Annotated in this window: 41 protein-coding genes; all 41 read right to left on the bottom strand. The window is 44.1% G+C overall.

Annotation, left to right across the window (positions count from 1 at the left end):
• On the bottom strand, nucleotides 1–309 hold the full coding sequence (locus tag MHH91_RS03285; protein WP_041481705.1) for a hypothetical protein: 309 nt from the start codon (nucleotides 307–309) through the stop codon (nucleotides 1–3).
• Nucleotides 310–356: 47 nt separating this feature from the next.
• Complete coding sequence (locus tag MHH91_RS03280; RefSeq protein ID WP_003155845.1) at nucleotides 357–863, bottom strand: tail assembly chaperone; 507 nt, start codon at nucleotides 861–863, stop codon at nucleotides 357–359.
• Nucleotides 864–919: 56 nt separating this feature from the next.
• The gene (locus tag MHH91_RS03275) at nucleotides 920–1,234 is read right to left on the bottom strand and encodes a fibronectin type III domain-containing protein (RefSeq protein ID WP_223253963.1); all 315 of its coding nucleotides are present in this window, start codon (nucleotides 1,232–1,234) and stop codon (nucleotides 920–922) included.
• Complete coding sequence (locus MHH91_RS03270) at nucleotides 1,176–1,490, bottom strand: fibronectin type III domain-containing protein (RefSeq protein ID WP_013351233.1); 315 nt, start codon at nucleotides 1,488–1,490, stop codon at nucleotides 1,176–1,178. Before MHH91_RS03270 ends, MHH91_RS03275 begins: the two co-directional genes overlap by 59 nt.
• Nucleotides 1,432–1,944, bottom strand: coding sequence for a phage major tail protein, TP901-1 family (locus MHH91_RS03265; protein ID WP_013351232.1), 513 nt, complete (start codon nucleotides 1,942–1,944; stop codon nucleotides 1,432–1,434). Before MHH91_RS03265 ends, MHH91_RS03270 begins: the two co-directional genes overlap by 59 nt.
• A 13-nt stretch (nucleotides 1,945–1,957) precedes the next feature.
• Complete coding sequence (locus MHH91_RS03260) at nucleotides 1,958–2,356, bottom strand: DUF3168 domain-containing protein (RefSeq protein WP_015239630.1); 399 nt, start codon at nucleotides 2,354–2,356, stop codon at nucleotides 1,958–1,960.
• A gap of 18 nt (nucleotides 2,357–2,374) precedes the next feature.
• A complete protein-coding gene (locus tag MHH91_RS03255) occupies nucleotides 2,375–2,791 on the bottom strand; it encodes an HK97 gp10 family phage protein (RefSeq protein ID WP_014304505.1) in 417 nt (138 codons plus the stop codon).
• Nucleotides 2,784–3,122, bottom strand: coding sequence for a phage head closure protein (locus MHH91_RS03250; RefSeq protein WP_007408590.1), 339 nt, complete (start codon nucleotides 3,120–3,122; stop codon nucleotides 2,784–2,786). The genes MHH91_RS03255 and MHH91_RS03250 overlap by 8 nt, the downstream gene beginning before the upstream one ends.
• Complete coding sequence (locus MHH91_RS03245; RefSeq protein ID WP_013351228.1) at nucleotides 3,119–3,415, bottom strand: phage head-tail connector protein; 297 nt, start codon at nucleotides 3,413–3,415, stop codon at nucleotides 3,119–3,121. Before MHH91_RS03245 ends, MHH91_RS03250 begins: the two co-directional genes overlap by 4 nt.
• 4 nt (nucleotides 3,416–3,419) lie before the next feature.
• Nucleotides 3,420–3,611, bottom strand: coding sequence for a Rho termination factor N-terminal domain-containing protein (locus MHH91_RS03240; protein WP_013351227.1), 192 nt, complete (start codon nucleotides 3,609–3,611; stop codon nucleotides 3,420–3,422).
• On the bottom strand, nucleotides 3,612–3,914 hold the full coding sequence (locus tag MHH91_RS03235) for a fibronectin type III domain-containing protein (protein ID WP_340978648.1): 303 nt from the start codon (nucleotides 3,912–3,914) through the stop codon (nucleotides 3,612–3,614).
• On the bottom strand, nucleotides 3,874–4,860 hold the full coding sequence (locus MHH91_RS03230) for a coat protein (protein WP_340976940.1): 987 nt from the start codon (nucleotides 4,858–4,860) through the stop codon (nucleotides 3,874–3,876). The genes MHH91_RS03235 and MHH91_RS03230 overlap by 41 nt, the downstream gene beginning before the upstream one ends.
• Before the next feature lie 12 nt (nucleotides 4,861–4,872).
• Nucleotides 4,873–5,538, bottom strand: a complete 666-nt coding sequence (locus MHH91_RS03225; protein WP_289394190.1) for a phage scaffolding protein — start codon at nucleotides 5,536–5,538, stop codon at nucleotides 4,873–4,875.
• A 151-nt stretch (nucleotides 5,539–5,689) separates the two neighbouring features.
• Nucleotides 5,690–6,016, bottom strand: coding sequence for a hypothetical protein (locus MHH91_RS03220; protein ID WP_340976935.1), 327 nt, complete (start codon nucleotides 6,014–6,016; stop codon nucleotides 5,690–5,692).
• A gap of 6 nt (nucleotides 6,017–6,022) precedes the next feature.
• Nucleotides 6,023–6,943 carry a phage minor head protein gene (locus tag MHH91_RS03215; protein ID WP_340976933.1) on the bottom strand — a complete coding sequence of 307 codons (921 nt, stop codon included), beginning with the start codon at nucleotides 6,941–6,943 and terminating at the stop codon, nucleotides 6,023–6,025.
• The gene (locus MHH91_RS03210; RefSeq protein ID WP_014471516.1) at nucleotides 6,930–8,345 is read right to left on the bottom strand and encodes a phage portal protein; all 1,416 of its coding nucleotides are present in this window, start codon (nucleotides 8,343–8,345) and stop codon (nucleotides 6,930–6,932) included. The genes MHH91_RS03215 and MHH91_RS03210 overlap by 14 nt, the downstream gene beginning before the upstream one ends.
• Nucleotides 8,346–8,402: 57 nt before the next feature.
• Nucleotides 8,403–9,677 carry a PBSX family phage terminase large subunit gene (locus MHH91_RS03205; protein WP_013351221.1) on the bottom strand — a complete coding sequence of 425 codons (1,275 nt, stop codon included), beginning with the start codon at nucleotides 9,675–9,677 and terminating at the stop codon, nucleotides 8,403–8,405.
• Nucleotides 9,664–10,389 (bottom strand): phage terminase small subunit, encoded by a 726-nt coding sequence (gene terS / locus MHH91_RS03200; protein ID WP_014471514.1) that lies wholly within the window; start codon nucleotides 10,387–10,389, stop codon nucleotides 9,664–9,666. Before terS ends, MHH91_RS03205 begins: the two co-directional genes overlap by 14 nt.
• Before the next feature lie 188 nt (nucleotides 10,390–10,577).
• Nucleotides 10,578–11,360, bottom strand: a complete 783-nt coding sequence (locus tag MHH91_RS03195; protein WP_014471513.1) for a S1 family peptidase — start codon at nucleotides 11,358–11,360, stop codon at nucleotides 10,578–10,580.
• 131 nt (nucleotides 11,361–11,491) lie between these two features.
• Entirely contained in the window at nucleotides 11,492–11,704 is a 213-nt protein-coding gene (locus MHH91_RS03190; protein ID WP_003155868.1) for a helix-turn-helix domain-containing protein, read from the bottom strand.
• 298 nt (nucleotides 11,705–12,002) lie between these two features.
• Complete coding sequence (locus tag MHH91_RS03185; RefSeq protein ID WP_014304494.1) at nucleotides 12,003–12,140, bottom strand: hypothetical protein; 138 nt, start codon at nucleotides 12,138–12,140, stop codon at nucleotides 12,003–12,005.
• A 104-nt stretch (nucleotides 12,141–12,244) separates the two neighbouring features.
• Nucleotides 12,245–12,760: a sigma-70 family RNA polymerase sigma factor gene (locus MHH91_RS03180; RefSeq protein ID WP_014471512.1), complete on the bottom strand. Its 516-nt coding sequence runs from the start codon at nucleotides 12,758–12,760 to the stop codon at nucleotides 12,245–12,247.
• A gap of 14 nt (nucleotides 12,761–12,774) precedes the next feature.
• On the bottom strand, nucleotides 12,775–12,903 hold the full coding sequence (locus MHH91_RS03175; protein ID WP_014471511.1) for a hypothetical protein: 129 nt from the start codon (nucleotides 12,901–12,903) through the stop codon (nucleotides 12,775–12,777).
• A gap of 121 nt (nucleotides 12,904–13,024) precedes the next feature.
• Nucleotides 13,025–13,612: a VanZ family protein gene (locus MHH91_RS03170; protein ID WP_044051884.1), complete on the bottom strand. Its 588-nt coding sequence runs from the start codon at nucleotides 13,610–13,612 to the stop codon at nucleotides 13,025–13,027.
• Nucleotides 13,613–13,643: 31 nt separating this feature from the next.
• The gene (locus MHH91_RS03165) at nucleotides 13,644–14,021 is read right to left on the bottom strand and encodes a hypothetical protein (RefSeq protein ID WP_041481604.1); all 378 of its coding nucleotides are present in this window, start codon (nucleotides 14,019–14,021) and stop codon (nucleotides 13,644–13,646) included.
• A 145-nt stretch (nucleotides 14,022–14,166) separates the two neighbouring features.
• The gene (locus tag MHH91_RS03160; RefSeq protein WP_118977690.1) at nucleotides 14,167–14,601 is read right to left on the bottom strand and encodes a hypothetical protein; all 435 of its coding nucleotides are present in this window, start codon (nucleotides 14,599–14,601) and stop codon (nucleotides 14,167–14,169) included.
• A 5-nt stretch (nucleotides 14,602–14,606) separates the two neighbouring features.
• Entirely contained in the window at nucleotides 14,607–14,849 is a 243-nt protein-coding gene (locus MHH91_RS03155; protein ID WP_081354703.1) for a hypothetical protein, read from the bottom strand.
• Between the two features lie 12 nt (nucleotides 14,850–14,861).
• Nucleotides 14,862–15,050, bottom strand: a complete 189-nt coding sequence (locus MHH91_RS03150) for a hypothetical protein (RefSeq protein ID WP_069007369.1) — start codon at nucleotides 15,048–15,050, stop codon at nucleotides 14,862–14,864.
• Nucleotides 15,047–15,352, bottom strand: a complete 306-nt coding sequence (locus MHH91_RS03145) for a hypothetical protein (protein ID WP_071346780.1) — start codon at nucleotides 15,350–15,352, stop codon at nucleotides 15,047–15,049. The genes MHH91_RS03150 and MHH91_RS03145 overlap by 4 nt, the downstream gene beginning before the upstream one ends.
• Nucleotides 15,352–16,020 carry a dUTP diphosphatase gene (locus tag MHH91_RS03140; protein ID WP_340976926.1) on the bottom strand — a complete coding sequence of 223 codons (669 nt, stop codon included), beginning with the start codon at nucleotides 16,018–16,020 and terminating at the stop codon, nucleotides 15,352–15,354. The genes MHH91_RS03145 and MHH91_RS03140 overlap by 1 nt, the downstream gene beginning before the upstream one ends.
• The gene (locus MHH91_RS03135) at nucleotides 16,017–16,340 is read right to left on the bottom strand and encodes a hypothetical protein (protein ID WP_340976924.1); all 324 of its coding nucleotides are present in this window, start codon (nucleotides 16,338–16,340) and stop codon (nucleotides 16,017–16,019) included. The genes MHH91_RS03140 and MHH91_RS03135 overlap by 4 nt, the downstream gene beginning before the upstream one ends.
• An 11-nt stretch (nucleotides 16,341–16,351) precedes the next feature.
• Nucleotides 16,352–17,728, bottom strand: coding sequence for a DNA cytosine methyltransferase (locus MHH91_RS03130; RefSeq protein WP_014471503.1), 1,377 nt, complete (start codon nucleotides 17,726–17,728; stop codon nucleotides 16,352–16,354).
• A 4-nt stretch (nucleotides 17,729–17,732) separates the two neighbouring features.
• On the bottom strand, nucleotides 17,733–17,987 hold the full coding sequence (locus MHH91_RS03125; protein ID WP_013351205.1) for a hypothetical protein: 255 nt from the start codon (nucleotides 17,985–17,987) through the stop codon (nucleotides 17,733–17,735).
• Nucleotides 17,984–18,325: a hypothetical protein gene (locus tag MHH91_RS03120; protein WP_013351204.1), complete on the bottom strand. Its 342-nt coding sequence runs from the start codon at nucleotides 18,323–18,325 to the stop codon at nucleotides 17,984–17,986. The genes MHH91_RS03125 and MHH91_RS03120 overlap by 4 nt, the downstream gene beginning before the upstream one ends.
• Nucleotides 18,326–18,356: 31 nt before the next feature.
• On the bottom strand, nucleotides 18,357–18,560 hold the full coding sequence (locus tag MHH91_RS03115; RefSeq protein ID WP_003155894.1) for an XtrA/YqaO family protein: 204 nt from the start codon (nucleotides 18,558–18,560) through the stop codon (nucleotides 18,357–18,359).
• 81 nt (nucleotides 18,561–18,641) lie between these two features.
• Nucleotides 18,642–18,794 carry a hypothetical protein gene (locus MHH91_RS03110; protein ID WP_340976920.1) on the bottom strand — a complete coding sequence of 51 codons (153 nt, stop codon included), beginning with the start codon at nucleotides 18,792–18,794 and terminating at the stop codon, nucleotides 18,642–18,644.
• Between the two features lie 119 nt (nucleotides 18,795–18,913).
• On the bottom strand, nucleotides 18,914–19,372 hold the full coding sequence (locus MHH91_RS03105) for a DUF1064 domain-containing protein (protein ID WP_014471501.1): 459 nt from the start codon (nucleotides 19,370–19,372) through the stop codon (nucleotides 18,914–18,916).
• Nucleotides 19,359–19,799 carry a YopX family protein gene (locus tag MHH91_RS03100; protein WP_014471500.1) on the bottom strand — a complete coding sequence of 147 codons (441 nt, stop codon included), beginning with the start codon at nucleotides 19,797–19,799 and terminating at the stop codon, nucleotides 19,359–19,361. The genes MHH91_RS03105 and MHH91_RS03100 overlap by 14 nt, the downstream gene beginning before the upstream one ends.
• Nucleotides 19,800–19,944: 145 nt before the next feature.
• Nucleotides 19,945–20,088 (bottom strand): hypothetical protein, encoded by a 144-nt coding sequence (locus MHH91_RS03095; RefSeq protein WP_014471499.1) that lies wholly within the window; start codon nucleotides 20,086–20,088, stop codon nucleotides 19,945–19,947.
• On the bottom strand, nucleotides 20,085–21,032 hold the full coding sequence (locus MHH91_RS03090) for an ATP-binding protein (protein ID WP_340976916.1): 948 nt from the start codon (nucleotides 21,030–21,032) through the stop codon (nucleotides 20,085–20,087). The genes MHH91_RS03095 and MHH91_RS03090 overlap by 4 nt, the downstream gene beginning before the upstream one ends.
• Nucleotides 20,917–21,633 carry a DnaD domain protein gene (locus tag MHH91_RS03085; RefSeq protein WP_014471497.1) on the bottom strand — a complete coding sequence of 239 codons (717 nt, stop codon included), beginning with the start codon at nucleotides 21,631–21,633 and terminating at the stop codon, nucleotides 20,917–20,919. The genes MHH91_RS03090 and MHH91_RS03085 overlap by 116 nt, the downstream gene beginning before the upstream one ends.
• Nucleotides 21,634–21,775: the final 142 nt, after the last annotated feature.

The raw sequence follows: 21,775 nt of genomic DNA, 5'->3' as shown, positions 1-21,775 counted from the left end.
TCACCCCATTCCTTGTCCGGATTTTGAAAAGTGGTTGCGGATTGCATCATTAAACCGCTGAACCCCTTTGGCTCGTTTGCCAAGCTCGTTTACATCTGACTTGCGCCATTTGTCGTTATCGCCAGTGATATTGCGCTCCAATTGACGTCTGGCCTTCTTTGCATCAAACATTTTCGTTTCTTTGGGGCGCTTCTCATTCATGGCGTAACGGTGAAACATGGCGTTTCTTGCCATAAGCTCCAATTCATCTATTTTTCGCAACTTGGCCCCTTTGAGCAGAAGCTTGTACTCGTTAGGAGTCCATGACATGATTAAATCCACATCATAAACCCCGAGCCAATGTGCGGAGTTCGTAATTATTTGGTCGTAGTCGATCCCGTTCTCTCTTTGTATGCCTCTTTCATCATCTTCAAGACTTCCTTGCCGTTCTCTTCGTCCTCCAACCGTTTCGCTTCCATTTCCGGTGTTTCGTTCGGAGCCGGTTTCTTCCCTTTGTTCATCTTCTCCATCATCTTCCAACGCTGACGGATCACACCTTTGAAAAAACCCGCTGAGTCCAGTGTCGTGAATGCTTCATTGATCATCTTGTCAATTGCCTCGCCTGTCTCGTCTTCATCAATGATTTTCATGATTGCTTCTTCAATAGCCTCAGTTGAAGGCTTTTCTTTCTTCAAGTAAGCAAGTGCGCAATCCCAAAAAGCAGAAAGGTAGGAAGCCTCTTCATTCAGCAGACTCATGTAAATATTCATTGTGCCGCCTTTGCCCTTTTCGTCCTCAGTGGAGTATTTTTCGTTTGCCAATCTGTCAAAAGCAAAGTCGCAACGTGATTTGTATTCTTTATCTCCGATAGTTAAGTAAGCCATTTATAAAACCTCCGATTATTTTTGTATGTTAAAAAAGAGCCCGGGAAGCCCGGACCCTATGATTCCTTTTCTGTTCGTATCGTAAAATTGGCCGATCGTTCCGATTCCCCGGCCGAGTTCACTGCCGACACGTTAAAAATGTAGGCGGTATCCGGCTTCAGGTTAGGATTCGACGTGTACGAGTTCGTTGAGACAGTCGCTATTTTTGCGTAAAATCTGTAAATGTTGTAAGATGTCGCCCCTTTCACCGCATCCCATGAAAAACTCACCTGATTTGAAGTGGCGCTTTTCGCAGTTATATTGCGGGGTACGTTAGGGCGTAACCGCTTGTGTTTGCGTAACAATCTCAGACATTGAGGACTCGCCCGCATCGTTCACAGCAGAGACGTTGACCGTCAGTTTCGTGTCGGCCGCAATTCCTGTCAAGGTGTGGGATGTGCCTGTGACATTTGCGTCCAGTTGCTTGCTCGCTCCCCTGTATACCTTATATGAAGTTGCCCCATCTACCGCATCCCATTTCACGGTCACGCTGTCAGTCGTAGCCGTGAACGATAGATTTTGGGGCGCATTAGGGCGTAGTCGTGCCGCCGAATTCCTCAAACTTAGTCGCGCCGGCAGAGGATTCAATCATCGCTAAAATTTCATCTGATAGTGGCGGCAATTCGCCTTTGAATGTTTTCCCGAGCACAGGCAGAGTTATTGAAACCTCAACAAACCCATCCTGCGGCTGACTGAATTCCAAACTTTCAATAATTGCATGTCCAAAGACAGAATCATGCTTATCATTTTTGTTTTTGTTTTTATTGACTTTCCAGACCTTAATTGCCTTTTCGTTATCATAAGCACTTTCAATCGCTTCCTGCCCCGGATCGGTCACAGCAGCATAATAAGTCAGCTCAAAGCTTTCATTTTTTGTACCATAACCAACAATACGGCCTGATTTTGTGGACTCATCCAGCGTGTCCTGTTCTTTCGTGTGTGACCCTTCTGTTTGAAAGGCGATGAACAGCCCGTCTGCCCCTTTTGCATCCATCGGCTGCACAAAATAAATCTCATCTTTACCGTTTAATAAATCTGGCATTTCTTTCATCCTCTCAATTGTTTATTGTGAAGCGCATTCTGAGAATGCCGTGACGCGTGTACCCGTCAATATCGGTGATCACCTGCATGCTGCGCATCTCAGAACGGCATAAAGAAAAGCCCTCTATTGTTAGGGGCCTGCTTGTTAACGCTTGAAGCATGAGGCTCAGAATCTCCATTGCTTCTTTTTTTCCGTTGTAACCTGACCAGCAGTGTAAAACCACATTGATTTCTTCACCGCTGGATGTCTTGGTTTTAAATGGGGATACATCATCATCGCCCATTGTCACATAAGGCTTTTGCTGATCTTTCGGGACTGCATCAAAGACGCCCGTGACGCGCCCGTTCAGCTCTTCGTCTGTTGATAACCTCTTAAATAGAGCAGCCTGCAACGGCCACAGGGCAGATCGCATGATGACAGCTCCTTCCTATCACATTTGACTGGCAAAATACCGCATGCCTTCGTCCACCGCTGGATTCCAGAACGGCTGTGCCCGCATTCCCCGCGTGACCACCCATCTATTAAGCTTGGTGTCATAATAAACCCATGGCGTTTGCCGGCCGCCGCCTTCCTCTGCGTAAATCCCTGTCCCGTATTCCACATATACGGCATAATCGGCACCAACAGAAATAACGGCCCGTAAGCCGCCCTCTTGGTAGTCGATTTCAATTGAATTTTTCAGGTTCCCCCCGTCTATCGCGGCGGTTGGAGCATTCAAAACAGCATGGCTGTAAATCAGCTCGGCCGTGTCCGTGACCAGTTGCTTAATATCGTCTATGACCCGGTTACTGAACTCGCTCGTGGCTCTTTGCATCTGCCTGACCCATCTACCACTCACCTCAGCCATTTCCCTTCAGCACCCCCGTAACCTGACATTTCAAATTCATAATCTCATGCATGCCGCCCTGGTCGATCGGATCTGATTTGAGAGTCAGCACCTTGTTTTCGTAGATGATCCGCATTGTCTTCTCAATATCATTGCGATACGGGAAATATACATTGCAATCAACCGGATTCTGAAGCTGCTGAGCCTGATAATATTCCCGGGACGTAATCCCACCCACAAAAGCCTCTGTTGTGAGATAATCGGTGAATTTTTCAACATAGCCCCCGCCGCCGTCTGGCACCTTTTCCACCCGCTGAAACGTGACAACATGCGGGAATTCTTCATATATCATCGGAATGCCTTTCTGTATGGGTACAGATTCTTCATAATGTGTTGCGGGAATTCCGTGTTATACGAATATGACACATCCCCCATACTTCTCCCAGACAGACCAGACGGCGTCATATTGTATTCAGCCGCTTTCGCAACAAATATTTTTACACCAGCGGGCAGCGCTTTTGGATCAAAAGTATTTTTGCATTCGTCTGCGGCAACCTCAATTAAAATAGGGACAACCTCAGACAAATAAGCGTCATGCTTATCGGTGGTTATCCCTATCATTCGTTTTACTTGTTGGATGTCCATTGGATCACCCTTTCAATTTTTCGAGAAGTGTTTCTCGTTTCATGTTGTAATAACCTGAGATCCCTTTATCCTTCGCTACCTGCTTGAGTTGCTCGACAGTCATTTCGTCATAAGACAGTTTTTCTTGAGCTGCCTTATCGATGTTTGCACGCCTTTTCAATTCTTGTTCCAAGAGCCAAAAGGTTGTTGCTCCCATTTATTCGCTGCCTCCCTCTGCATCGGTTTTAGTTGCGATTTCCGACATTGCAGATTCGCCGCTCTCATTAACAGAAGTGACATTGATTGTTAACTTAGTATCAGGCGTTAGACCGTCCGTGCTGTATTCAGGCTTGGTTACATTCTTATCAAGACGTTTGTCTGCTCCCCGATAAACATTGTATGAATCCGCCCCAGCTACGGCATTCCAATTGACAGTCACAGAATTACTCGTGCTTGTAAACCGTAGATTTTGGGGCGCGTTAGGGCGTAGGAGTAGGCTCATCCACTGGAAGTGAATCATCAACAATAATGGACTTTTGAAGGTATGTTCCAAAACCTACATCAGCCCTGTTGTTAGGAATGAACTCAATCAAGTTTTGTTTCTGTAAATTTGTATGCGTTACTGAATGCATTGCAATTGAAGTGAATTTCCCTTTAGCATCCCCGAGTAATTGAGCTGCATCAAGAATCACTTCACCGCTTAATTTTGATTTAGCTGCTGCTTCTGGTCCTTCATTGGAAATGATCTTCACAATTCGGACTTTCTTTTTGTCATAAACACGTTCATAGTTCTTTGCGCTTGCCAATTCTTTGAATGTAGGCATTTCGGCAGCAACATCAGCTTCGGTCCATTTGAAACCACGAGGATGCATAATGAACTTCTTACGATTGATCAAAATGTCCTCACCTTTTAGTGAGTTTCGATCTGTTTCGGTTGGTGTTTTCGGCATACCTGGGGCATAACCAACGGCACCTCCAGCAAATAGGTAAGTTGTGTACTTTTTCCCGTCACCGCTCGAAATATCTAATACAAGATCGCCATCATTATTAGTGATGTTGCTACCAAAGACACCATCCAACATAAGGAAGATCATTTTTTGAAACTGTCTTTCCCAATAGTAATTGACACGATCCCCAATTGCTCTCGTTGGATCTGATCCCGCAAGCTCTCCCGCTAAATCTTCTGCGCTCCAAGCCTTACCATATTCGAATACCCGAGCAACGTCTTTCCCTGCTTTGATTTTTTCTGGAGTCAATGCAAAGTTTGATTGAATCGCCTCTGGATCTCCTTCAAGATCGTTCCAAAAAGGCATATTGACTGTATCCCCACCACTCGGAACAATTAAGCCCGGTACAGGCTGAATAATTCCACTTCGATATACCGCTGTTTGTTCAACAGTATTGTTCATTGTGTATTGGTTAAAAATTTCTGGGATGATAACATCCTGAACTCTAGTTACTGTCATTTAAATTCTCCTTTATAATCCATAGATTGCAGGATTTCCGCCTGCTTGGATAATTAATTTTCTTGCTTGTTCTGGATCACTTTTCAAAATGTGACCTTGCTCAGTCAGGTTTAAATGGTCCTGACTAAATGGATTCTTGCCTGTTGGTGAATGAACACCTGAATTTGCTGTGTCGTGTGGCTGCCTTCCTGCTAAAGACGGAGCACTTTTTTGATCTTCCTCAAAAAGATAGCTATCGCTTTCCCTGAGAGCCGTTATCTGTTCGTCAAGACCAATCACCTTGCCGTCAGCTAATTTCAAACCATCAAGATTTAAATTGGCTTTAACAGCCTTGATGTTTTTTGACTTCGCATCCCGCAATGCTGATTCAATCGCGAAGTCAAAAGCCTGCTGATCTAATTTTTGCTGATACTCATCAGCAGTTTTTTTGTTGTCTTCTTGCAATTGTTCAATTGCCGCCTGAAGCTCTTCGTTTCCTTTAGCCTGTTTCTGCAAGGCATTCAATTGCTGGTCCCGCTCGTCAAGCTGGCTTTTCAAGTCCTTCTTCTCATTGTTGACTGCATCAAAACGCTCCTTCGGGAACCATTGGCCGTTACTGACAATATCAATCTTTTGATCTCCGGCTTTTTCGATAACCTGAGCATATAAATCATCACCGAGCAATTCTTTTAAACTCATTTCAATTTCTCTCCTTTGATGTTTTTTTGCGTGTCCACCTCACGCACAGGATTTACGTTTGTTTTTGCTCTAAACCTTTAAAACGAGCAGACAAAAGAGCCTTTTAACGTCATGCTCAGGACAAATAGAAATCAAACACGTTAACCTTTTGTTAAGTGATACCAGGATCTGTTATAGACCGTTTTGCAATTTGTTCAGAATCAATATCTGTATCCAAATTAATAACCGTCTGTATTGCTTCAGGGATTAATTCCAAAGAAGCAAGGGTTTCAGCATCAATGTCGATATGTTCAGTCGTAAAACTAATTGTGCATTCATTAAATTTTTCCGTTGACATACGCAGCGTTAGGTCTGTTATTAAGCTGGGTTCTTGACCATCAATCAATATGTCATAATCACTGATCTTTAGCGAATGCATAGAGGGAGATTCAAGTTTTCTTCTTCCCTCTTCATTTAGCTTGATTTCAAGTTTAGCCACTCATCATTACCCCTTTTCCTCAATGGATTTGTACCACTCTTCATAGGCTTGGTATGGGATTGTTTGGCCTGCCCCGCTGCCGCCTTCCCTCGCCCTTCTCGTATCCGGCAGCACGCCGTTTACTTTAAAAGCAATCGTACAACGGCAATTTATGTCATCTTTCGCATTATTCATGTGCCCCGGAGCCGGGCCGACGCCGCCGTAAATAGATTTGAATAGCCCATTTCGTTCAACAGTCTTGCCGTCCAGTTTCCTGTGCCCGGCTCGTGTTTTAAGATCAAGGGTAGCATTCCACATTTTTTCAAGATTGCTCCGTTTTGAGGCCTTCTCAGCGCTTTCCATCCTCGCCGACACTTGTACCCTATGAGCTTCTGTTCTCGCTACGTCACGGGCTTTTCTGCGCGCGAATTCCGTCGCTCTTTCAATGCGGCGGGCGATCTTTGAATAATCCTCCCCCGCTTGCAGGCCCTGAGCGACGGAAATTTGAATCTGTCGGACATAATCGTCTCGATGTCGCCTGTATATCGCTGACAAAGTCAATTCGGCTATAGGGTTTAGAATGGCCTGCCGAATGACTTCGGCTGTCGGGATGCTAAAACCCAAGTTTACCACAGATTCCAATTCAAATAGATAAGCAGAACGCATGTAATTCTCTAAAAACTGCTTGGCTGCTAATGCCTCAACAATTGTCAGAATGGTTTTGAAAGCCTTGTGAGATTCCTCGGCCATCCTCTCCATTTCCTTGTTCAGACGATTGTATTTGTTGGCATCGGCAAAAGTAAGCTGGCCGTCCTTGCTGTACTTCGCATACAGCCGGGCAATTTGTGCATTGATCTCCTTTAAGCGAGACGCAAAAACGACATCAATCTTCTGAGCATCCTCAGTGATCATGTCGTCCAGGTACTTATCAATATCATTCTGGTTCATCTTCATCACCGCCCGCGTCTGTTTCCACATCCGTTAACGGCGGCATGCTGTTCCTGTATTCGATTTCTTCAGATTCAATTCGCTTCATTTCAGCTTCTACATCGTCAACCCATGGATGATGAGCGAGACGGGTTTCTTTGCTTAAATCAGTGCTTTGATTACCCATCTGCACCTCTTCAAGTTCATTGGTCATACGTGAACGATTGAATGTCATTTGTAAGAGAGTGTGATCGTATTCCCCTTGGCCGGTCATCCGCAAATATTCAGTAAAAAACCAAAAGAAGGCATGCAAAGCCGGACGGAATTTCCTCTCAGCTTCATTTGCCTTCAGATCAAGTAAAGAATATAGGTTTTTAATTGCAACGTTCGTCGGTGAATTTCCCACTTTGTCAGGATTATTGTTAACTCCCTGCCCGAACCGGTATATATTTTCTTCAAGTCGGTCAAGGTGGGTGTTCGCGCTGTCAATCGGTACTTCAGCAGTTTTCATATCCATTCCGCCATCCGAACCGACTTCAACGGCCTTGTAATAACGTAGATTTGTCATGAACTCGCTCAAATTTTGACCGCCGAAGTTTTTAAGGATGTAAATGAAGTCTTGCATTTCATCAAAAGTATTTGCGTTATTTGAAATGTTGCTGTTGTATTGATCAATTAAATCCTTGTAAAAAACAAGATCGCTGACGCCTTCTTCATTGTTCTTGAACTCGATTAAGGGGACTTTTCCCCATCCATACCCGGCATTACCTAAATAAAAATGACTCTCCGGGTTTCGTTCGTAGTCAAAATCAAGAACGAGAGTGCCATCGTGCATTACGTAGTAGAATATCTGCTCATCCGTATACAATTCGACCTTACGAGTGTATTCATCATCAATGTTTTTCACATCATAATACCTGATTGCATACAGAAGCTTCCTCTTTTTCGTTGTATCGTATACCGCAATGACTTCTTCAGCAGGAATCCGGATAAAATCAAATTTCCCGTCTTCATCAACAAACGGGTGGAGCCATTCACTGCCCTTATTACTGGCGTTTTTCAAAAGCTCATTCATTACGTCATCAAAATCTTCGTTTACAAAGTCGTTGACCAGCTCCAAGAACTTTGAATCTTCAGCATTAAAAGTGATTGGTTTCCCGACCAGATATTGCACTTTCTGTTGGACCAGCAGCTTGTGCCAGTTATGAGAAATACGGTTATTGGGCTTTTCCGTATCTATTTTGCGTACGCCATCCTCATAGAAATAGCGCAGTCTTTTTTTTATGTCGGCCTGATTCATGTAATATGCGACGCCCTCAAGCATTCGGTCACGATCTAATTCGTGTTTATCAATCATCTTTTGAATAACCGTAGTGTCCGGCAGAGTATCTGATGTTTCTGCACTGTCCTCAATGATTTTCAACAGCTCTTCTGTGTGTGTTGGGGTTATTGGATACAATAGAAATCAGCTCCTTTCTTTTTATCTCGTCATGACCCGTACGCCCGGCCGCTTCATATCCCGTTCAAAAGCATAACGAGTGGCATCTATAGTGTGGTTGTCAGCGTCCTCAAGCCGCGCCTTCGGATTGCCATCTCTATCAGTCTGATAGTCGATATTCTCGAATTCCCGGGCGATATTAGGAGTTCTCAACGGATCAATGATAATGGCGTCTAAATCATCAAGCCATTCCTCGCCATATTGAACCGAGTCAGGTCCTTTTTTCGCGCCTGTTATGCGTCGGATACCGTGATCGATTTTCAGTTCATCAATACTCTTAGGCTCGGCACTGTCAGCAGTAATTTCCTGACTCTCATATCCTTTTGACCTGATCCATTTTGCCAGCTCTCTATTGGAAACCTTTTGATCATAAAGCTCATCAATCGCATAGATACTGTTCCGCTTCTTGTCATAGTGCCACCTGACGTAAGCGAGAGGATCAGGACCATATCCAAAGTCAACGCCCTGCCGGATGTTGTCGAATGAACGAACCATTTCATCAGTAATGCAGCCGTTCTCGATTTTCAAATTATCAAATGGCACAACACCACTCCCTAACGCTTCGCCGAGATATTCCCATCTGTACTTTAGTGGGTTCCGTTCCTTAACGATCTCAGCCTCTTCCTTAAAGGCTTTTGAGATATAAGGATTTTCGAGATATGTTGAATGATGGATATATGTGTTCTTTGGTACGAATGAAGATTCATATTTTTTGTTAACCCACGATTGCTTTCTTTTCGGCGGATTGTATGAATAATAAAAAGCATAAAAAAGACCGTCCGGGAGTTCAGCCCGCAGGACGGAATTTTCGATCATTGAAATTTCTTCTTCAAGTTTAAATTCGGCCAGCTCTTCGACCCACAGGAAGGCAACCGGAAATTTTGCGATCTTGAGTGACTTGATTTTTGCCGGATCGTCCGCACCCCTGAAAATGATGCTGTTTCCCCTGGGTTTGTACGTGAGCCTCATCGGCGATTTATTGACATGCCAGTATTCACCCACGCCCAGCAGATCAATTGCCTCTTTAAGCTGCTCGAAAACCGATTCCCCTAATGTGTTGGCGACTTTCCGCACCACAAGTGTACTGACCGGGTATTTCATCATGTCGTTTACTATTCGGGTGCCAATATGCGTCGATTTCGAAGAGCCACGGCCTCCCTTTAAGACATACCGAAGATATTTGTGACTGTTGGCTGCCGCCCAGAACGAACGGAATTTCGGCGTTACGATGTCCGATATTCGCTTAACCTTCGTCAACGTCTTCACTTCCTATATCATCAATGATCGTCACGCCGCTGTCTTTTGGAGCGTCTTTCTCGACTTCGTTCCGTGTTTTCTCGATATTTAAGCGCATTTGTTCCAATTTAAGGCGCCGTTCATCTTGCTCATGCGCCAGCTGGTCGAACTGCTTGATCAGACTCCGGAGCTCACCCATTGCCCGAGATTGAGCGTTCAGGAATGTAGCATGACGATCCCAAGCAAATTGGAATTCATACTCTTCCTCTTCAATTTCGCTGACCTCAGATATTAGGGACCTTTTCTTTTTCAATTCTTTAATCATTTCTTCCTTATCAGAAACGAACATGATCTTTTGCGCCCGTAGAATAGCCGCGTATTGGATCTGAATCTGATCCCATATCATATCAGCAGGCGAACGCTCCTGAATCTCTTCCATAATGGACAGAGTTTCTTCCGGCAGATACTTTGAGAAGAACCCATGTGATACAGCATTTTGATTTCTTGCCGGAGCCGCCCCGCCGCTATTTCCTAATGCGTTTTTGTTGCCGGGTTGCCCGCCTATTTTTGTGTGCACACTTTTTTCAGGGGGTGCACCCTTTTTCCTTTCCCAACCATGCCGCTGCTTCCACGATTTAATGGTGTTCACCGACACCCCGTATTTCTCAGCAAGGTCCTTATATTTCATGCCTTTGACGTAATCCTTATACGCCTGAATGTGCTTTTCAGCCATCTACATTCACCGCCGCCCCCTTCTGATTCGTGTTTGTTTTGGAAAAGATATTCCCTCTAAACCGACGCCGCACTCAGACCATTAACCGCCAATTGTTTTTCTGAGATTTACCGGAATCAGTTTACAGAGAACATAAAAAAAACACCATTCGATTGGAACGGTGTCATTTCTGTAGATTTATGAAGTCTTCACGAATCACAGAATTTTAGCTCTTTAAAAGCATTTATCAATTTAACTATATATTTTGCTTTAACAATACTAGTAAATAGACCTCTAGTTACTATTTCAATTCCGGCATTTGTTGAGTAGGTTTTAGATTGGCCTTGTACTATTCCAATTAAACTACCGTTACTATCAAACACTGGACCACCACTACTCCCAGCACTTACGCTAATATCCCCCCAAAAATAAGCATCAACTTCATCATAAGCTGCTATTCTTCCAAAACTAAACACAGGACGAGAAACAATTGTAGTTTCTTCTAACGCCACACCAAATTCGGGTGTTATTCTTGATATTGAAGATGGGACATCAGGGAAACCAACCGTAAATATATCCGATCCTTCAACTAGTGATTCGTAATTTTCCTTTAATAAAAAAGGCGTGTACCCATCTTTCCGAAGTGCTTCTCTGAAATCTTCGGTCTGCTTATGTTCAAGAGATATAACAGCCAAATCTACATCTTCAAGATCATCACCGGCGATAAAAATATCATAATCAGGGCTTCCAAATTCTTGACATAACACAGCTGTTGCAATTGTATTCTGTTCATTGACGCGTTTAGCTTTTATTATTTCTGAATTAAATCGTTTTTTAGGTTGCCCAATATCTTCAAATATTAAATGTCTCGAAGTTATCAAATATTCCTCATCACCAAATCGAGCATAAAGAGCTGTCCCTTCTGTTCTGATATCAAATCCAAACTTGCATTGAATATTAACAATATTTTTTTTGTGTTTTTCTAAATCCATTAAATCACCCCTTCCTTATTATCGGTTAAGGAGTGTGATAAAGGAACTATTTGCAAAATTTGTCGAACGAAAGCGCCCTTCATAAATAGGTGGCAGTCGTAAGACGAAAAAACACCCTTTTGACAGGGTGCTCATTTCCGCCTATGTTTTTGGAAATCCAAAATATCCTCTTTCAGAAAAAGTCTGTCCCGGGGCATTTCTTTCATCGGCTCCAATTCCCCGGTTTTTACTAACTGGTTCAGATACTGACGGGTGAACCCCAATATCTCAAGCGCTTCACTTGTATTGAGTATCTCTTCATTCAGGAATTTCTTGATTGCGTCACGCTCTTTAGGCTTGTACATTTTTGAATCATCCTTTTTTCTCGCGATATTTCAAGTAAAGGGAAAATGCTTTCTCGATGATCGAAACAACAAATAAAATGATCAGGCTAATGTCGAGAGCCGTTTTCAATGGTCCCGCTGCCACATCCTGACGGAAAAACAGCATATACGCCAGAGCGAGAAGAACAACAATATCGGTGGTGGACTGTACACTTTTCATTTTTTTGAAAGTGGCTGGCTTTCAGGTATTTTTCTTTAGTCGCCGCATTTGCTATACTTGGAGCAAGGGAGAAGCGCTACCTTCTCCCTCGGCTCAAAATCATCTGCGCTTTCTTGGACGTCTGCGTTTTTTGATTTTGGGCTTTTTTGTTTTAAGCTTTTCCCTGATGATGAGGACTTTTTCAACAACTGTGAGAGTTGTGAGGATAATCCCCAGTACCAATGCGATTTCAGCCACTTTCTTTCCCTCCTTTCTATACTTTAATTATACCTCGTTTATTTACTCACGTCAAGTAATTTAATGGGCTTTTTTCATTATTTCTCCAATAAAAAAGAGCCTATTCACGCTAAACAGAATAGGCTGTGATCTGCTCTATTTTTCATTTTCAGGCGGGAACGTTCGATGTTCTTCTGCACGGTTCCTTTTTTAATCCCCAATATCTGCGCTATCTCTTCGAATGACATGTTTTGCACAGCGTGCATCATGAAAATGTCTTTTTCTCTTTCGGTAAGCACGGATAGGGCATCAGCGATTCTTTCCTTATCCCAATCACTTACCTCTCCCTCAGCCTCTTGAACGATTGCATATTCTTCCGGCAGCGCATCAATTAAGCGCGGATCAGCAAGAATCGTCCTTTGATATGCGTCTCTTCTGTCAGCACCTCGGCGGGCGCCCGGCTGTCTTCCGTTCTGCAGCCATTCAAGAGTGAATTCAATATCGCTGATCATGCTACTGATAATCTTTTTGTCGTTAATCTGTTCAGCCGTCAGATTGACTTCAGCCGTATCTTTGTAGAGCCGATACATTTTTCTTGATTCTCTTAAAGCTCGTTTGTATTCAATGATTAAATCTTGCATTCTGATTCCTCCCTTTATTTGCGCTTAAATGCGCCGCCCTTGCCTCGTTTAAGTGTTTGCATGTTCGTGTTCATCATTTGTTGCCAGAAACGATCTGAGCGCTCCTGCGTGTTTTTATTGGGCTTTTTCTTTTCCTGCTTCATGTCATCCCTCCGCTCAAATAAAAAACGGACACCAATCAGAGCACAGTGATTCTGTGCAGTGATCAGTGTCCGCAGGCTTTCCGTCTTGGACATAGTTCAATTTTCAAGAAAATATTGCTGGTTATATTGATTCTTTCTCAAATTCAAATAACTCTTTTCGCAACATTGGATATATAAGTTTGTAAAAGGCATATCCCACGGCAATACCTAAAGTATTTAATATTAGATCATCAACATCAAAAGTTCGATATGTAGCCCCAATTATACTTGAGATTGTTAATTGTGATATTTCAATAAGAAGAGACACACAAAATCCTACTATTATCAAACGTTTTAATTTACAAAATTTCTTTGATAAAACAGGTAGAAATACTCCTAGCGGCGACAAAAGAATTAAGTTTCCACCGAGTGTACGAGTAATTATAAATAAACTTCCAAGACTAAAAGTTGAAGCCATGCTTTTGAAAGGAACAAAGTTATTATGTTCACCCATGTTTTTAGTTTCTTGTATATCAACACTACTGATTGGCAAAGGGAACAATGTAACAGCTATTAATGCTCCAAAATAAATGAATGTCGCGAAAACAATGATATGCTTTTCAAAATCCCACTTATTTTTTTTCAAGACTAGACGAGCTATTACTCTGTAAATGAGAAAGAGCAAATAAGCAACGACCGACAAAAATAAAGGTAAGGTTCCACGAATCACAAATAATCCCCACTTTTCAAATTATTTGTTCTTAGTTTCTCATATCTACCCAACCTTGTGTAGGGATTCCATTATTGGTTTTTGTGAATTTCAAAAAATACTTTCCACTTTTGTTGTTTTTATAAGTTTCAGTTGATGTAGCATTCCCGGGGAAAGACTTTGTACCAATTGATTCATCACTAAACCAACCTGTAACCCTTCGAACATTAATGTTAAATTTAATTGCTTTTCCATCTGTATGGGCATGTGCTGTCAACTTAATATTAGAACCACCCATACTATAATTTGGTGTAGTAAATTGATGATAAAAATCGAACTTCGGACTATAGCTTGCAGCTAATGCCCCAATTGGAATCAATAGAATAGCACTAAAGACTACAGCAAAAATACTTTTTCTTACTTTCAACATATAAATCTCCCCTTTTATTTTCCATATTATTGTAACATTCGTCCCGAAAAAATCAACTGAATTTGTAAAATTATCAATAAATTTGTAAAATCGTTTAGGGAAATGATTCATTTTACTCGCAACAATTGGGCTTATTGATTTTTGATTACTTCACATAGAATTTAGCTGATTCAAATGTTCCGATATAGTTCCGCTTGCCGGAATCAGAATAGCAGTCAAGCTGGATGACATAGGTTCCTTTCCCGGTCTTATTCCAGATCGTTTTCACGTTGAATGATTTCAGAGGCGTTGCCGTTTTGAAGCTGCCCCGCTGTACTAAATTCGTATCAGTCAGCCCGCCGCCGCTGCGTTTCTTGTATACGCCGGCCGTGTAATAAAGTGTTTCTGCTCCTTTTTTCTCGGCTTTCCAGTCCACCGTTGAGGCGCCGGTCGTGTATGTCGCAGCATCCGTAAACACCCGGCCGCTGTACCCGGATTCATTTTGCCAGCCGGACCATTCCGCGGAAGCAGACGGCGCAACGGCCGCCGCTCCCATAAGTAAAGTTGCTGATAGAATGATTGATTTTAATAGTTTTTTCATAGTTATTAATCCTTCGTCCTTTCGGTTACTCCATTTAGTTTTTCAGAAGTGAAATGAAACGAACTGCAAAAATTGACATGGAAAGGCTTGCGGCACTTCTCACAATCCATTTCGAATTCGCCTGACATCTCGTATTCATCAAGATAAGGGTCATAGTCCATTAAATACTCGCAATGCGGGCATTTAATTGCGTCAATAACTGAAACTGATTCATTTTTCATCATTTTGTTTCTTCCAATATCCTTCACTCCGCGCCCTCCTCACTCATATTTTTCGGAATAACTATCCCAACCGCAACGGCACTTTTGCGCGCACCATATTGAATGCCCTTCTTTATTCCGTTTCAACAGCTTCCCTGTTTTAACTGAGGTTTCATACTCAACCGCCATTTCTCCATAATCAATAATCTGGTCGTTCCCGCATTCCGGGCATTCGGTGTATTCGTTCATTCCGTGTCCTCATCTTCATCATTTTTACCAACTAAAACATAAGGAAATTCTTCCCCTTTTCTATAGTGTCTGTCAAAAGACCATTCCAACGCTTCTGTGAGAGCGTCGTGTAGACTTTCGTCACTTGTTTCAAAGTCACAAGAAATTCCGATGTCATTGGGACAAATATCAAGTTCGAAAAGGTGTACGCACCATAGTTCGTTTGATGAGAAAATTTCCATTTGGTGTCGTTCTCGTAGCTTCATTATTAATTCATGAGAGTTCATTTCATTTCTTTTAGTCGGGTTGTCAGTGTGGTTCATCAGTACCCCTCCTGCTGCCGCTGATGATTGACGGCGTTTTTCTCCATGTAAGCCGCTTCGATCTGTTCCGTGGTAAAATCGAGCATTACTCCCAAGCCTATGAATATTTGAAATAGAGATTCATACCTGTACCTCGCCAATGATTGCTCCGCTGGAGAATGACCTCTCGCTGCTTGTGCCATATATACGATTTCCTCAAATAATGAGGCGAATTGTTCTGTCAGATTAACTTCACAAAAGAACACTTGTAACTCTTTAGCAGAGACGATTTTATAATCAATGTGATTCCCGATGCTCAAGATAAAATGCAGGCAGTCCACGTATTCCTCAAGCAGAGGATTTGTTTCACCTAACTTTCCAGAGCCGTTGCAGTCTTGGCATTCGGAATATGGTTCAGTTGCATGTCCTTCTTCGAGATATTGCAAGTTAATATCGTGGTTTTCATCGCCAGTGCCATCACACGTTGAACAAAAATGCTCTATTTTCGTACGCGGCTCCCTGTTATTGCTCCAATGCTTAAAGCCGCGCCATTCATTCGCACACTCGGCAAGCTCAACCTGTAGAGCGAGGATGAGGTTCGGCAGCAAGTCCTGTCCCTCAAGCCCCTTTTCTTTGATGATCCGATCATCAAGCACCTTCTGCATTTCGAACATTTTTTGTAGATTCATGATTCAACTTTCTCCCTTCTCCGTTTACGCGGGATGCCTATTTTTCTTCCATGATAAAAATAAGTATCAATACATTCGAAACCGAAATGCCGCGCAATTTGGAAGTGTGTCCAATTCTGGTTACGAAGCTCCGTCCATTCTTCCAGAGTGAACAGGCGATACGGTTTCTGGATTACTATCCCGTTAGCCTTTTTCCAGACGGAAAGAGTGGATGGAGAGCAATGGAGTTCCTCTCTCGCTATTTCCGTATCAGACATACCGCGTTCACGAAGCTCTCGATATTGCTCCTCTGTGAAGCCGATGTCATCAAGTAAAGTCACACTATTCCCTCCTAATTAGCCTTTAGTCTTGTAAACTTGGTCATATGTTCACTTACGCAGAATTCAGGAAGGTTTGCCCTGACAAGCTGCTCGGCGAAGGGCGGCGGAACTGCGTTACCACATCGCTCAATCTGTTTCTTTTTCGAATACGCTACACCGTTTATATCTCTATCAATCACGTAATTAGTCGGGAATCCCTGAGCCGCAAATAATTCATGAGGCTGAAGCATCCTCATCCCAATGTCGGCGATCTGATAGTTTTCACCTTTAATCGTGACCAGGCCGAATCTGTCTTTTGTGGTGACTGTATGCAGAGGGTCACTGAGAGCCTGCCCCGTATCTGACCCGTAATATTTCGTCAGGAAAGCCCTGACTTCGCCAACGTGCAGGCCACCCGCCGTTATTGTTGGCATTGGGTTCGTCACCGTTTGGCCGTCTCTGCATGTGCCGCGGAGCTTGATCAAGTGACTTGTGGCAATGGCGAATTTATTGCCGCCGGCCGTTATGGTGCCGAGTGGTTTTTTCAGATCGAGCACCCGCCGGCCTTCCGGATCGCCGTATCCCATTTGAATGAGTGAATTACCGCGCTCCCCTATAACAAAAGGTTTTTTACTGTCAATGACAAAACGTTGTATACCTCGAGCGATGCGCCGCATTGTATTTTCTGAAAGAGGCTTTTTCCTGTTGAAAATTGACGGCGTTTCCAGTGACCAGTCCATAATCTCGGAGGCAGTCCGCCACGGTTTAAGCTTTCCGGACTTCACTGTCGCACTTTTTGGATCGCCATGTGTCGGCTCGGGCCATATGATCGGCCGCCCGTCACGCCGAGCGATTAAGAACAGCCTTTTCCGTATTGTCGGGGCGCCGTAGTCGCACGCCTTCAGCTCTTTCCATTCGACTTTATATCCGTGTCTGTTTAACGCTCTGACAAAGGAACGGAACGTATATCCTTTTTTGTCCGGGTCCGGCCTTCCATCTTTCCCAAGAGGCCCCCACGTCTTAAATTCTTCGACGTTTTCAAGAATGATTACCCGCGGACTTACCGTTGCCGCCCACCTGACCGCTACCCATGCAAGCCCCCGGATGCTCTTCTCAACGGGTTTGCCGCCCTTGGCTTTCGAAAAATGCTTGCAGTCCGGGGAGAACCAGGCTAAACCAATCGGCCGCCCCTTGGCTGCTTCCCTTGGGTCTACTTCCCAAACAGACTCACAATAATGTTCTGTATCCGGGTGGTTTACCTGGTGCATGGCAATGGCCGCCGGATCATGGTTAATCGCAATGTCCACCGAAAGCCCGGTAGCCAATTCAATTCCGGTACTGGCTCCGCCTCCGCCCGCGAAGTTATCGACAATGATTTCTCTGAAAAGTCCCAGTTGTTGCTTGATCATCCCGTCACCCCATCAATCCCGGCAGGACAGCGACAGCGAAGAAGAAAAGCCCCACGCATGCCCCGACCAGCCAGATACTTGTTTTATCCCGTTTAGCGATAATGGTATCGCCGATCATTTTGAGATCGTCAGAACGAGCGACAAGCGTCGGGATGTAGTCCGGGTGAACCTTTAAAAGCTCGGCCGCCTGCTCGACGGTCATTGCTTCGTCCTTCGTGGCCTTCACGTTCCGTTGCAGTTCTACTTGTAATGGCATCATTCCGCAGCCCCCTCCAGTGCCTGAGTTGCAATATGTTCAGCTATTTCAAGAGAATCAACTTTAGGATTTCCGGCTATTATATCGAGAGATTTTCGATAGTGTTCTTTTTCCTTAGTAAGCCGCTGAATCTCTTCCCGCGCCTGCCGAAACTGATTGACCGTGACTTCCTGCTGGCGTTGGTGTTCCTCAATGATTGCCTGCTGCTTAACAGACAGTTCAGTTCTATCAATCAGAAAATCAACATGTTCTTTAGTCATCCAGTATTGATCTGTTGACTTAGCATTTTCATAGCCTTTTAATTTTGAAATACGCGCTTTAATTTCCTGTAATTTATCCATGCCCGTTCCTCCCCCGCAGGGGAAACCCCTGCTATTTGAATTTGTGGCCGATCTCGTAATCACAACGAGCCAGGCCGCCTTTTATTGTTTGAATGATTGTTTTACCGTGTTCCGGGGCGTCCATTAGATGAGCAGTCCCTTCAGTGCCATCTAAAACGATGATGCGGACTTTCCCCGGCTCGATGCTTTGCTGAATAGTTGTTTCATGATTTTTTATTTCTGTTGGCTTGTTCACTCTGGCCGCCCCCTGTGCTATGATAGAAGTACCAGTTCATATCAGAGCATCGGGGCCACGGCGTCGGTGCTTTTTTACGTTTTACGACGGAAGCCGCATCTTTACGCCGGCAGATGGCTTTAATTCCTCGCGGTAGATGATCGGATGCTTTTCGACGTAAGCTGCCAATTGCTCCGGCGTCATTTTCCACTTCTTAACTGGACCAGGCTTATATGGATTGATTTTTTCTTGCATAGCGATAACCTCCTGAATTGATTTTGGGAATTTCTGAACCTCCAAGCTTTTTGCAATCCGCTCCCATCCGGCTGGCGCATCGTTTGTAATCGGAACAGAGCGTCATGCAGGCCATGAGCTTATCTTCTTCCTGCACCCACAACGGCCGATCGTCTGCGATTACCACGTTTTGCAGTGGTCTTCCCCGCCTTTCTTTTGAGTTTTTTCAGCTCGTCCAGCTCAATGAAGCCGAGTGCCTTATCCAGCGCCAGCACCTTGAGTGGCGTCTCGTAAAGCCGCTCATACAGCTTGCGTTTGATGGCAAATTCCTTTGTTTCCACGCCCTTGATATCAATGATCTCGATACTGCCGTCAAGGTTATGAACCTCAAAGTCTGCAATATATTCAATCTTCCGAAAAGTCTTGCCGTTCTTTTTGAATGCCTCTTGAAGCAGGAACCGCGGCTGCAGCTTAAAATCTTTGATCTGCTTGCTCATCTTGAGCCATTTCAGCTGTTCATAGTATTTGGCTTCAGCCCGGCTATCGAACGTGATGCCGTCCACCTGTGTTTTTCTGGCTCCGTATTTATTTGCTGGCATGTGAGGCCTCCAAAAGCTCTGGATCTTCATAAATGTTTCCGATGACTTCAAATTCATCAAACCATTCAACAAACGAATGAATATTAAAGTTACGGTTAGTTTTCACGGCTCCTACGCCATTAATGAACAATTCTTCAAAATCCTTAATATCGAAAACAAACGATAAGTCATATTTGACCGTTCCCTTATGAACCTTTCCTGATTTATGTTTTGCTATAAAGCCGTCTCCCTCATAAATCTCCCGGCCGTTTTTGTCCTTCAATCCGGTGTATTGCATTAAAGGTGATACATTTGAAAACTCGTTTTTGAAATAACAAGCTAACTCCTCTTCGTCATTATTGAGAAGTTCATCCCAGTCAAGCATTCGCGGAAATTCTTGACCGTCTCTTTTCTCTGTATGATAAGCCCGAAACTTAATCTCTCTCATTCTTCCGCCTCCATATCTCTGACTATTTCCTTATCGGCCCGTTTCCGCTTGCCGTCGTTACCTCCCGTCAATTTGTTCCCAGTGCTGAATCTGCTTTTCCTTGTATGGCGCCGTGAAGATGATGGCCGGAAGCAGAATAACCGCTTTAAGCACTGTGCATCAGCTCCATTTGTTTGATTTTTTCCTCAAGCACCCGGATCGCCGGGGTAAGGTCCTGGCCGGCCGATTGCTCGGCGGGCCCGAACAGATACATGCCGCCGGTTGCTGTGAAGTTCGCTTTTTCGGTCATTCCCAATCTCCTAACCTATGATTTAATTGCATCCGGTCGCCCTTAATGATCACCGTGTAATCTCTGCACATTTGATGAATCCGGGAGCCCAGCGCCTCGTCAATATCCAAAAGTTCACCCGTGTCGAGTTCGGAAGAGATTAGCAGAGGCTTATGATTCAAGTAACGATAATTCACAACCGATTGAATTTGTTCCACTTGCCAATCCGTCGCCCGCGGCTCCCCCTTCACTGGCTTGAATAAATCATCAATGAACAGGACCTCAGCTTTTCGCATGGCGTCGAGCTTTGTTTCCAGCTGGTCAAAGTCATTCCGCAGATCGCCCATTCCCTCTACGTACGGGAAATACATGCAGTAAATTGATTTTTTCTTGATCAGGTTGTTCATGATCGCCGTTAACAGGTGCGTTTTTCCACTGCCCGGCTGCCCGAGCAAAGCGATACTGTTTGAACGTTTCCCCTTGATGCTCTGAAAATCCTTATAGTATTCCACCGCGCACTCATAAGCGTCCTTGATCATGTCCGGCTTCCCGTCTTTAATGAAGTTTCCAAAAAGGAGCTTTTCGAATTCCTCCGTGATGCCGCTGGCCTTCATAAGCCGGGCGATCTTTTTCCGTTTTACACACTCACATTGCTTTGAAAATGTGGTTTTCCATTCCCGGGCCTTATCCGGCAAGCATACTTTCCCCGCAAGATAATCCTCTTCTCTTACCATTTGATCGGGGGCCAGGCTTTCCATTGTCTTATGCTCTTTTCTCAGCTGACGCTCTGTGTCTTGGTGAATCCGGTAAACGATAATGCCCTTATCCTTGCAGTCAGAGCACTCGTATTCAGCCTTTTCTTCTGAGGCGGCCTGTCCCACTGAAGATGCTGCTGACCGATCCCGGAGCTTGGTTAGAATGGCCTTCATTGCCGCGTCCATATCTTGCGTTTTGCGAGCTTCCATACTGCTGTTTCTCCTTTCGTCTCTGGCTGAATGGGTTTGAGAGGATTGCTTCAATGTAATTCAGATTGACGTTGTTGCCCTTGCTTCTGAAAGCCTGTTTCATTGCTTCCATGACTTTCTCTTCGCCGTAATCATCCACCATATACCCGAGCCGCTGAACCTCCATTGTGCCAATTGTGCGGGCTGTTTTGTTTTCGAATAGTTCAAATGCGTTTTTCATTTTTTCGTCAACCTCCTGCTGTGCTTTTGGCGCTGATTCTTTTGGCGATGCTGCGTCTGGTATATCTGCTTTACCGTTCTCTGTTTCCTCATTACGCACTGGATTTTCAAAAGAGATCAGTTTGTATTTCCCGGCCTTTCTCCCCTGCGGCTCATATTCTATTCGTTTGAGCTCGATTAGAATTTTTCGATGCTTTATTAGTGTTGCTTCTGTGATTTCTATTTTGGCTTGAAGAGTGGTATTTGAAGTGGTGAACCACTCCCGCCACCCGGTTTTATTGTTGATGTGCATCAGATGGAACCATAACGCTTGTGTTGTTGCAGACAACGGATTCGTTTCTAACCAATTCATGAAGCCGTTCATTTCTTTCAGGTAGTTCATGGCTCACCTACTTCCTTTCACACAGTGCTGTCATGCCGCTGATGCGGACTAAACGTAAGCCAGGTTCATTTGTTCTGAGATAGCCTTCGACATAATCACGGAACAGCTGGGCGCGATTTGGTGCCCCTTCCGTCATCCACTT

Origin of the sequence: Bacillus sp. FSL K6-2819 (genome assembly GCF_038008305.1) — a bacterium.
Taxonomy (GTDB): domain Bacteria; phylum Bacillota; class Bacilli; order Bacillales; family Bacillaceae; genus Bacillus; species Bacillus amyloliquefaciens.
This window is presented reverse-complemented; position numbering and strand designations above follow the sequence as displayed.

Excerpts from the sequence above, each read along its gene's own strand:
- MHH91_RS03285 (WP_041481705.1), bottom strand. The coding sequence starts at position 309 with ATGTCATGGACTCCTAACGAGTACAAGCTTCTGCTCAAAGGGGCCAAG.
- MHH91_RS03280 (WP_003155845.1), bottom strand. The coding sequence starts at position 863 with ATGGCTTACTTAACTATCGGAGATAAAGAATACAAATCACGTTGCGAC.
- MHH91_RS03275 (WP_223253963.1), bottom strand. The coding sequence starts at position 1,234 with ATGCGGGCGAGTCCTCAATGTCTGAGATTGTTACGCAAACACAAGCGG.
- MHH91_RS03265 (WP_013351232.1), bottom strand. The coding sequence starts at position 1,944 with ATGCCAGATTTATTAAACGGTAAAGATGAGATTTATTTTGTGCAGCCG.
- MHH91_RS03260 (WP_015239630.1), bottom strand. The coding sequence starts at position 2,356 with ATGCGATCTGCCCTGTGGCCGTTGCAGGCTGCTCTATTTAAGAGGTTA.
- MHH91_RS03255 (WP_014304505.1), bottom strand. The coding sequence starts at position 2,791 with ATGGCTGAGGTGAGTGGTAGATGGGTCAGGCAGATGCAAAGAGCCACG.
- MHH91_RS03250 (WP_007408590.1), bottom strand. The coding sequence starts at position 3,122 with ATGATATATGAAGAATTCCCGCATGTTGTCACGTTTCAGCGGGTGGAA.
- MHH91_RS03245 (WP_013351228.1), bottom strand. The coding sequence starts at position 3,415 with ATGGACATCCAACAAGTAAAACGAATGATAGGGATAACCACCGATAAG.
- MHH91_RS03240 (WP_013351227.1), bottom strand. The coding sequence starts at position 3,611 with ATGGGAGCAACAACCTTTTGGCTCTTGGAACAAGAATTGAAAAGGCGT.
- MHH91_RS03235 (WP_340978648.1), bottom strand. The coding sequence starts at position 3,914 with ATGATTCACTTCCAGTGGATGAGCCTACTCCTACGCCCTAACGCGCCC.
- MHH91_RS03230 (WP_340976940.1), bottom strand. The coding sequence starts at position 4,860 with ATGACAGTAACTAGAGTTCAGGATGTTATCATCCCAGAAATTTTTAAC.
- MHH91_RS03225 (WP_289394190.1), bottom strand. The coding sequence starts at position 5,538 with ATGAGTTTAAAAGAATTGCTCGGTGATGATTTATATGCTCAGGTTATC.
- MHH91_RS03215 (WP_340976933.1), bottom strand. The coding sequence starts at position 6,943 with ATGAACCAGAATGATATTGATAAGTACCTGGACGACATGATCACTGAG.
- terS (WP_014471514.1), bottom strand. The coding sequence starts at position 10,389 with ATGGCTGAAAAGCACATTCAGGCGTATAAGGATTACGTCAAAGGCATG.
- MHH91_RS03195 (WP_014471513.1), bottom strand. The coding sequence starts at position 11,360 with ATGGATTTAGAAAAACACAAAAAAAATATTGTTAATATTCAATGCAAG.
- MHH91_RS03190 (WP_003155868.1), bottom strand. The coding sequence starts at position 11,704 with ATGTACAAGCCTAAAGAGCGTGACGCAATCAAGAAATTCCTGAATGAA.
- MHH91_RS03180 (WP_014471512.1), bottom strand. The coding sequence starts at position 12,760 with ATGCAAGATTTAATCATTGAATACAAACGAGCTTTAAGAGAATCAAGA.
- MHH91_RS03175 (WP_014471511.1), bottom strand. The coding sequence starts at position 12,903 with ATGAAGCAGGAAAAGAAAAAGCCCAATAAAAACACGCAGGAGCGCTCA.
- MHH91_RS03165 (WP_041481604.1), bottom strand. The coding sequence starts at position 14,021 with ATGTTGAAAGTAAGAAAAAGTATTTTTGCTGTAGTCTTTAGTGCTATT.
- MHH91_RS03160 (WP_118977690.1), bottom strand. The coding sequence starts at position 14,601 with ATGAAAAAACTATTAAAATCAATCATTCTATCAGCAACTTTACTTATG.
- MHH91_RS03150 (WP_069007369.1), bottom strand. The coding sequence starts at position 15,050 with ATGAACGAATACACCGAATGCCCGGAATGCGGGAACGACCAGATTATT.
- MHH91_RS03145 (WP_071346780.1), bottom strand. The coding sequence starts at position 15,352 with ATGAACCACACTGACAACCCGACTAAAAGAAATGAAATGAACTCTCAT.
- MHH91_RS03140 (WP_340976926.1), bottom strand. The coding sequence starts at position 16,020 with ATGAATCTACAAAAAATGTTCGAAATGCAGAAGGTGCTTGATGATCGG.
- MHH91_RS03130 (WP_014471503.1), bottom strand. The coding sequence starts at position 17,728 with ATGATCAAGCAACAACTGGGACTTTTCAGAGAAATCATTGTCGATAAC.
- MHH91_RS03125 (WP_013351205.1), bottom strand. The coding sequence starts at position 17,987 with ATGATGCCATTACAAGTAGAACTGCAACGGAACGTGAAGGCCACGAAG.
- MHH91_RS03120 (WP_013351204.1), bottom strand. The coding sequence starts at position 18,325 with ATGGATAAATTACAGGAAATTAAAGCGCGTATTTCAAAATTAAAAGGC.
- MHH91_RS03110 (WP_340976920.1), bottom strand. The coding sequence starts at position 18,794 with ATGCAAGAAAAAATCAATCCATATAAGCCTGGTCCAGTTAAGAAGTGG.
- MHH91_RS03105 (WP_014471501.1), bottom strand. The coding sequence starts at position 19,372 with ATGCCAGCAAATAAATACGGAGCCAGAAAAACACAGGTGGACGGCATC.
- MHH91_RS03100 (WP_014471500.1), bottom strand. The coding sequence starts at position 19,799 with ATGAGAGAGATTAAGTTTCGGGCTTATCATACAGAGAAAAGAGACGGT.
- MHH91_RS03095 (WP_014471499.1), bottom strand. The coding sequence starts at position 20,088 with ATGACCGAAAAAGCGAACTTCACAGCAACCGGCGGCATGTATCTGTTC.
- MHH91_RS03090 (WP_340976916.1), bottom strand. The coding sequence starts at position 21,032 with ATGGAAGCTCGCAAAACGCAAGATATGGACGCGGCAATGAAGGCCATT.
- MHH91_RS03085 (WP_014471497.1), bottom strand. The coding sequence starts at position 21,633 with ATGAACTACCTGAAAGAAATGAACGGCTTCATGAATTGGTTAGAAACG.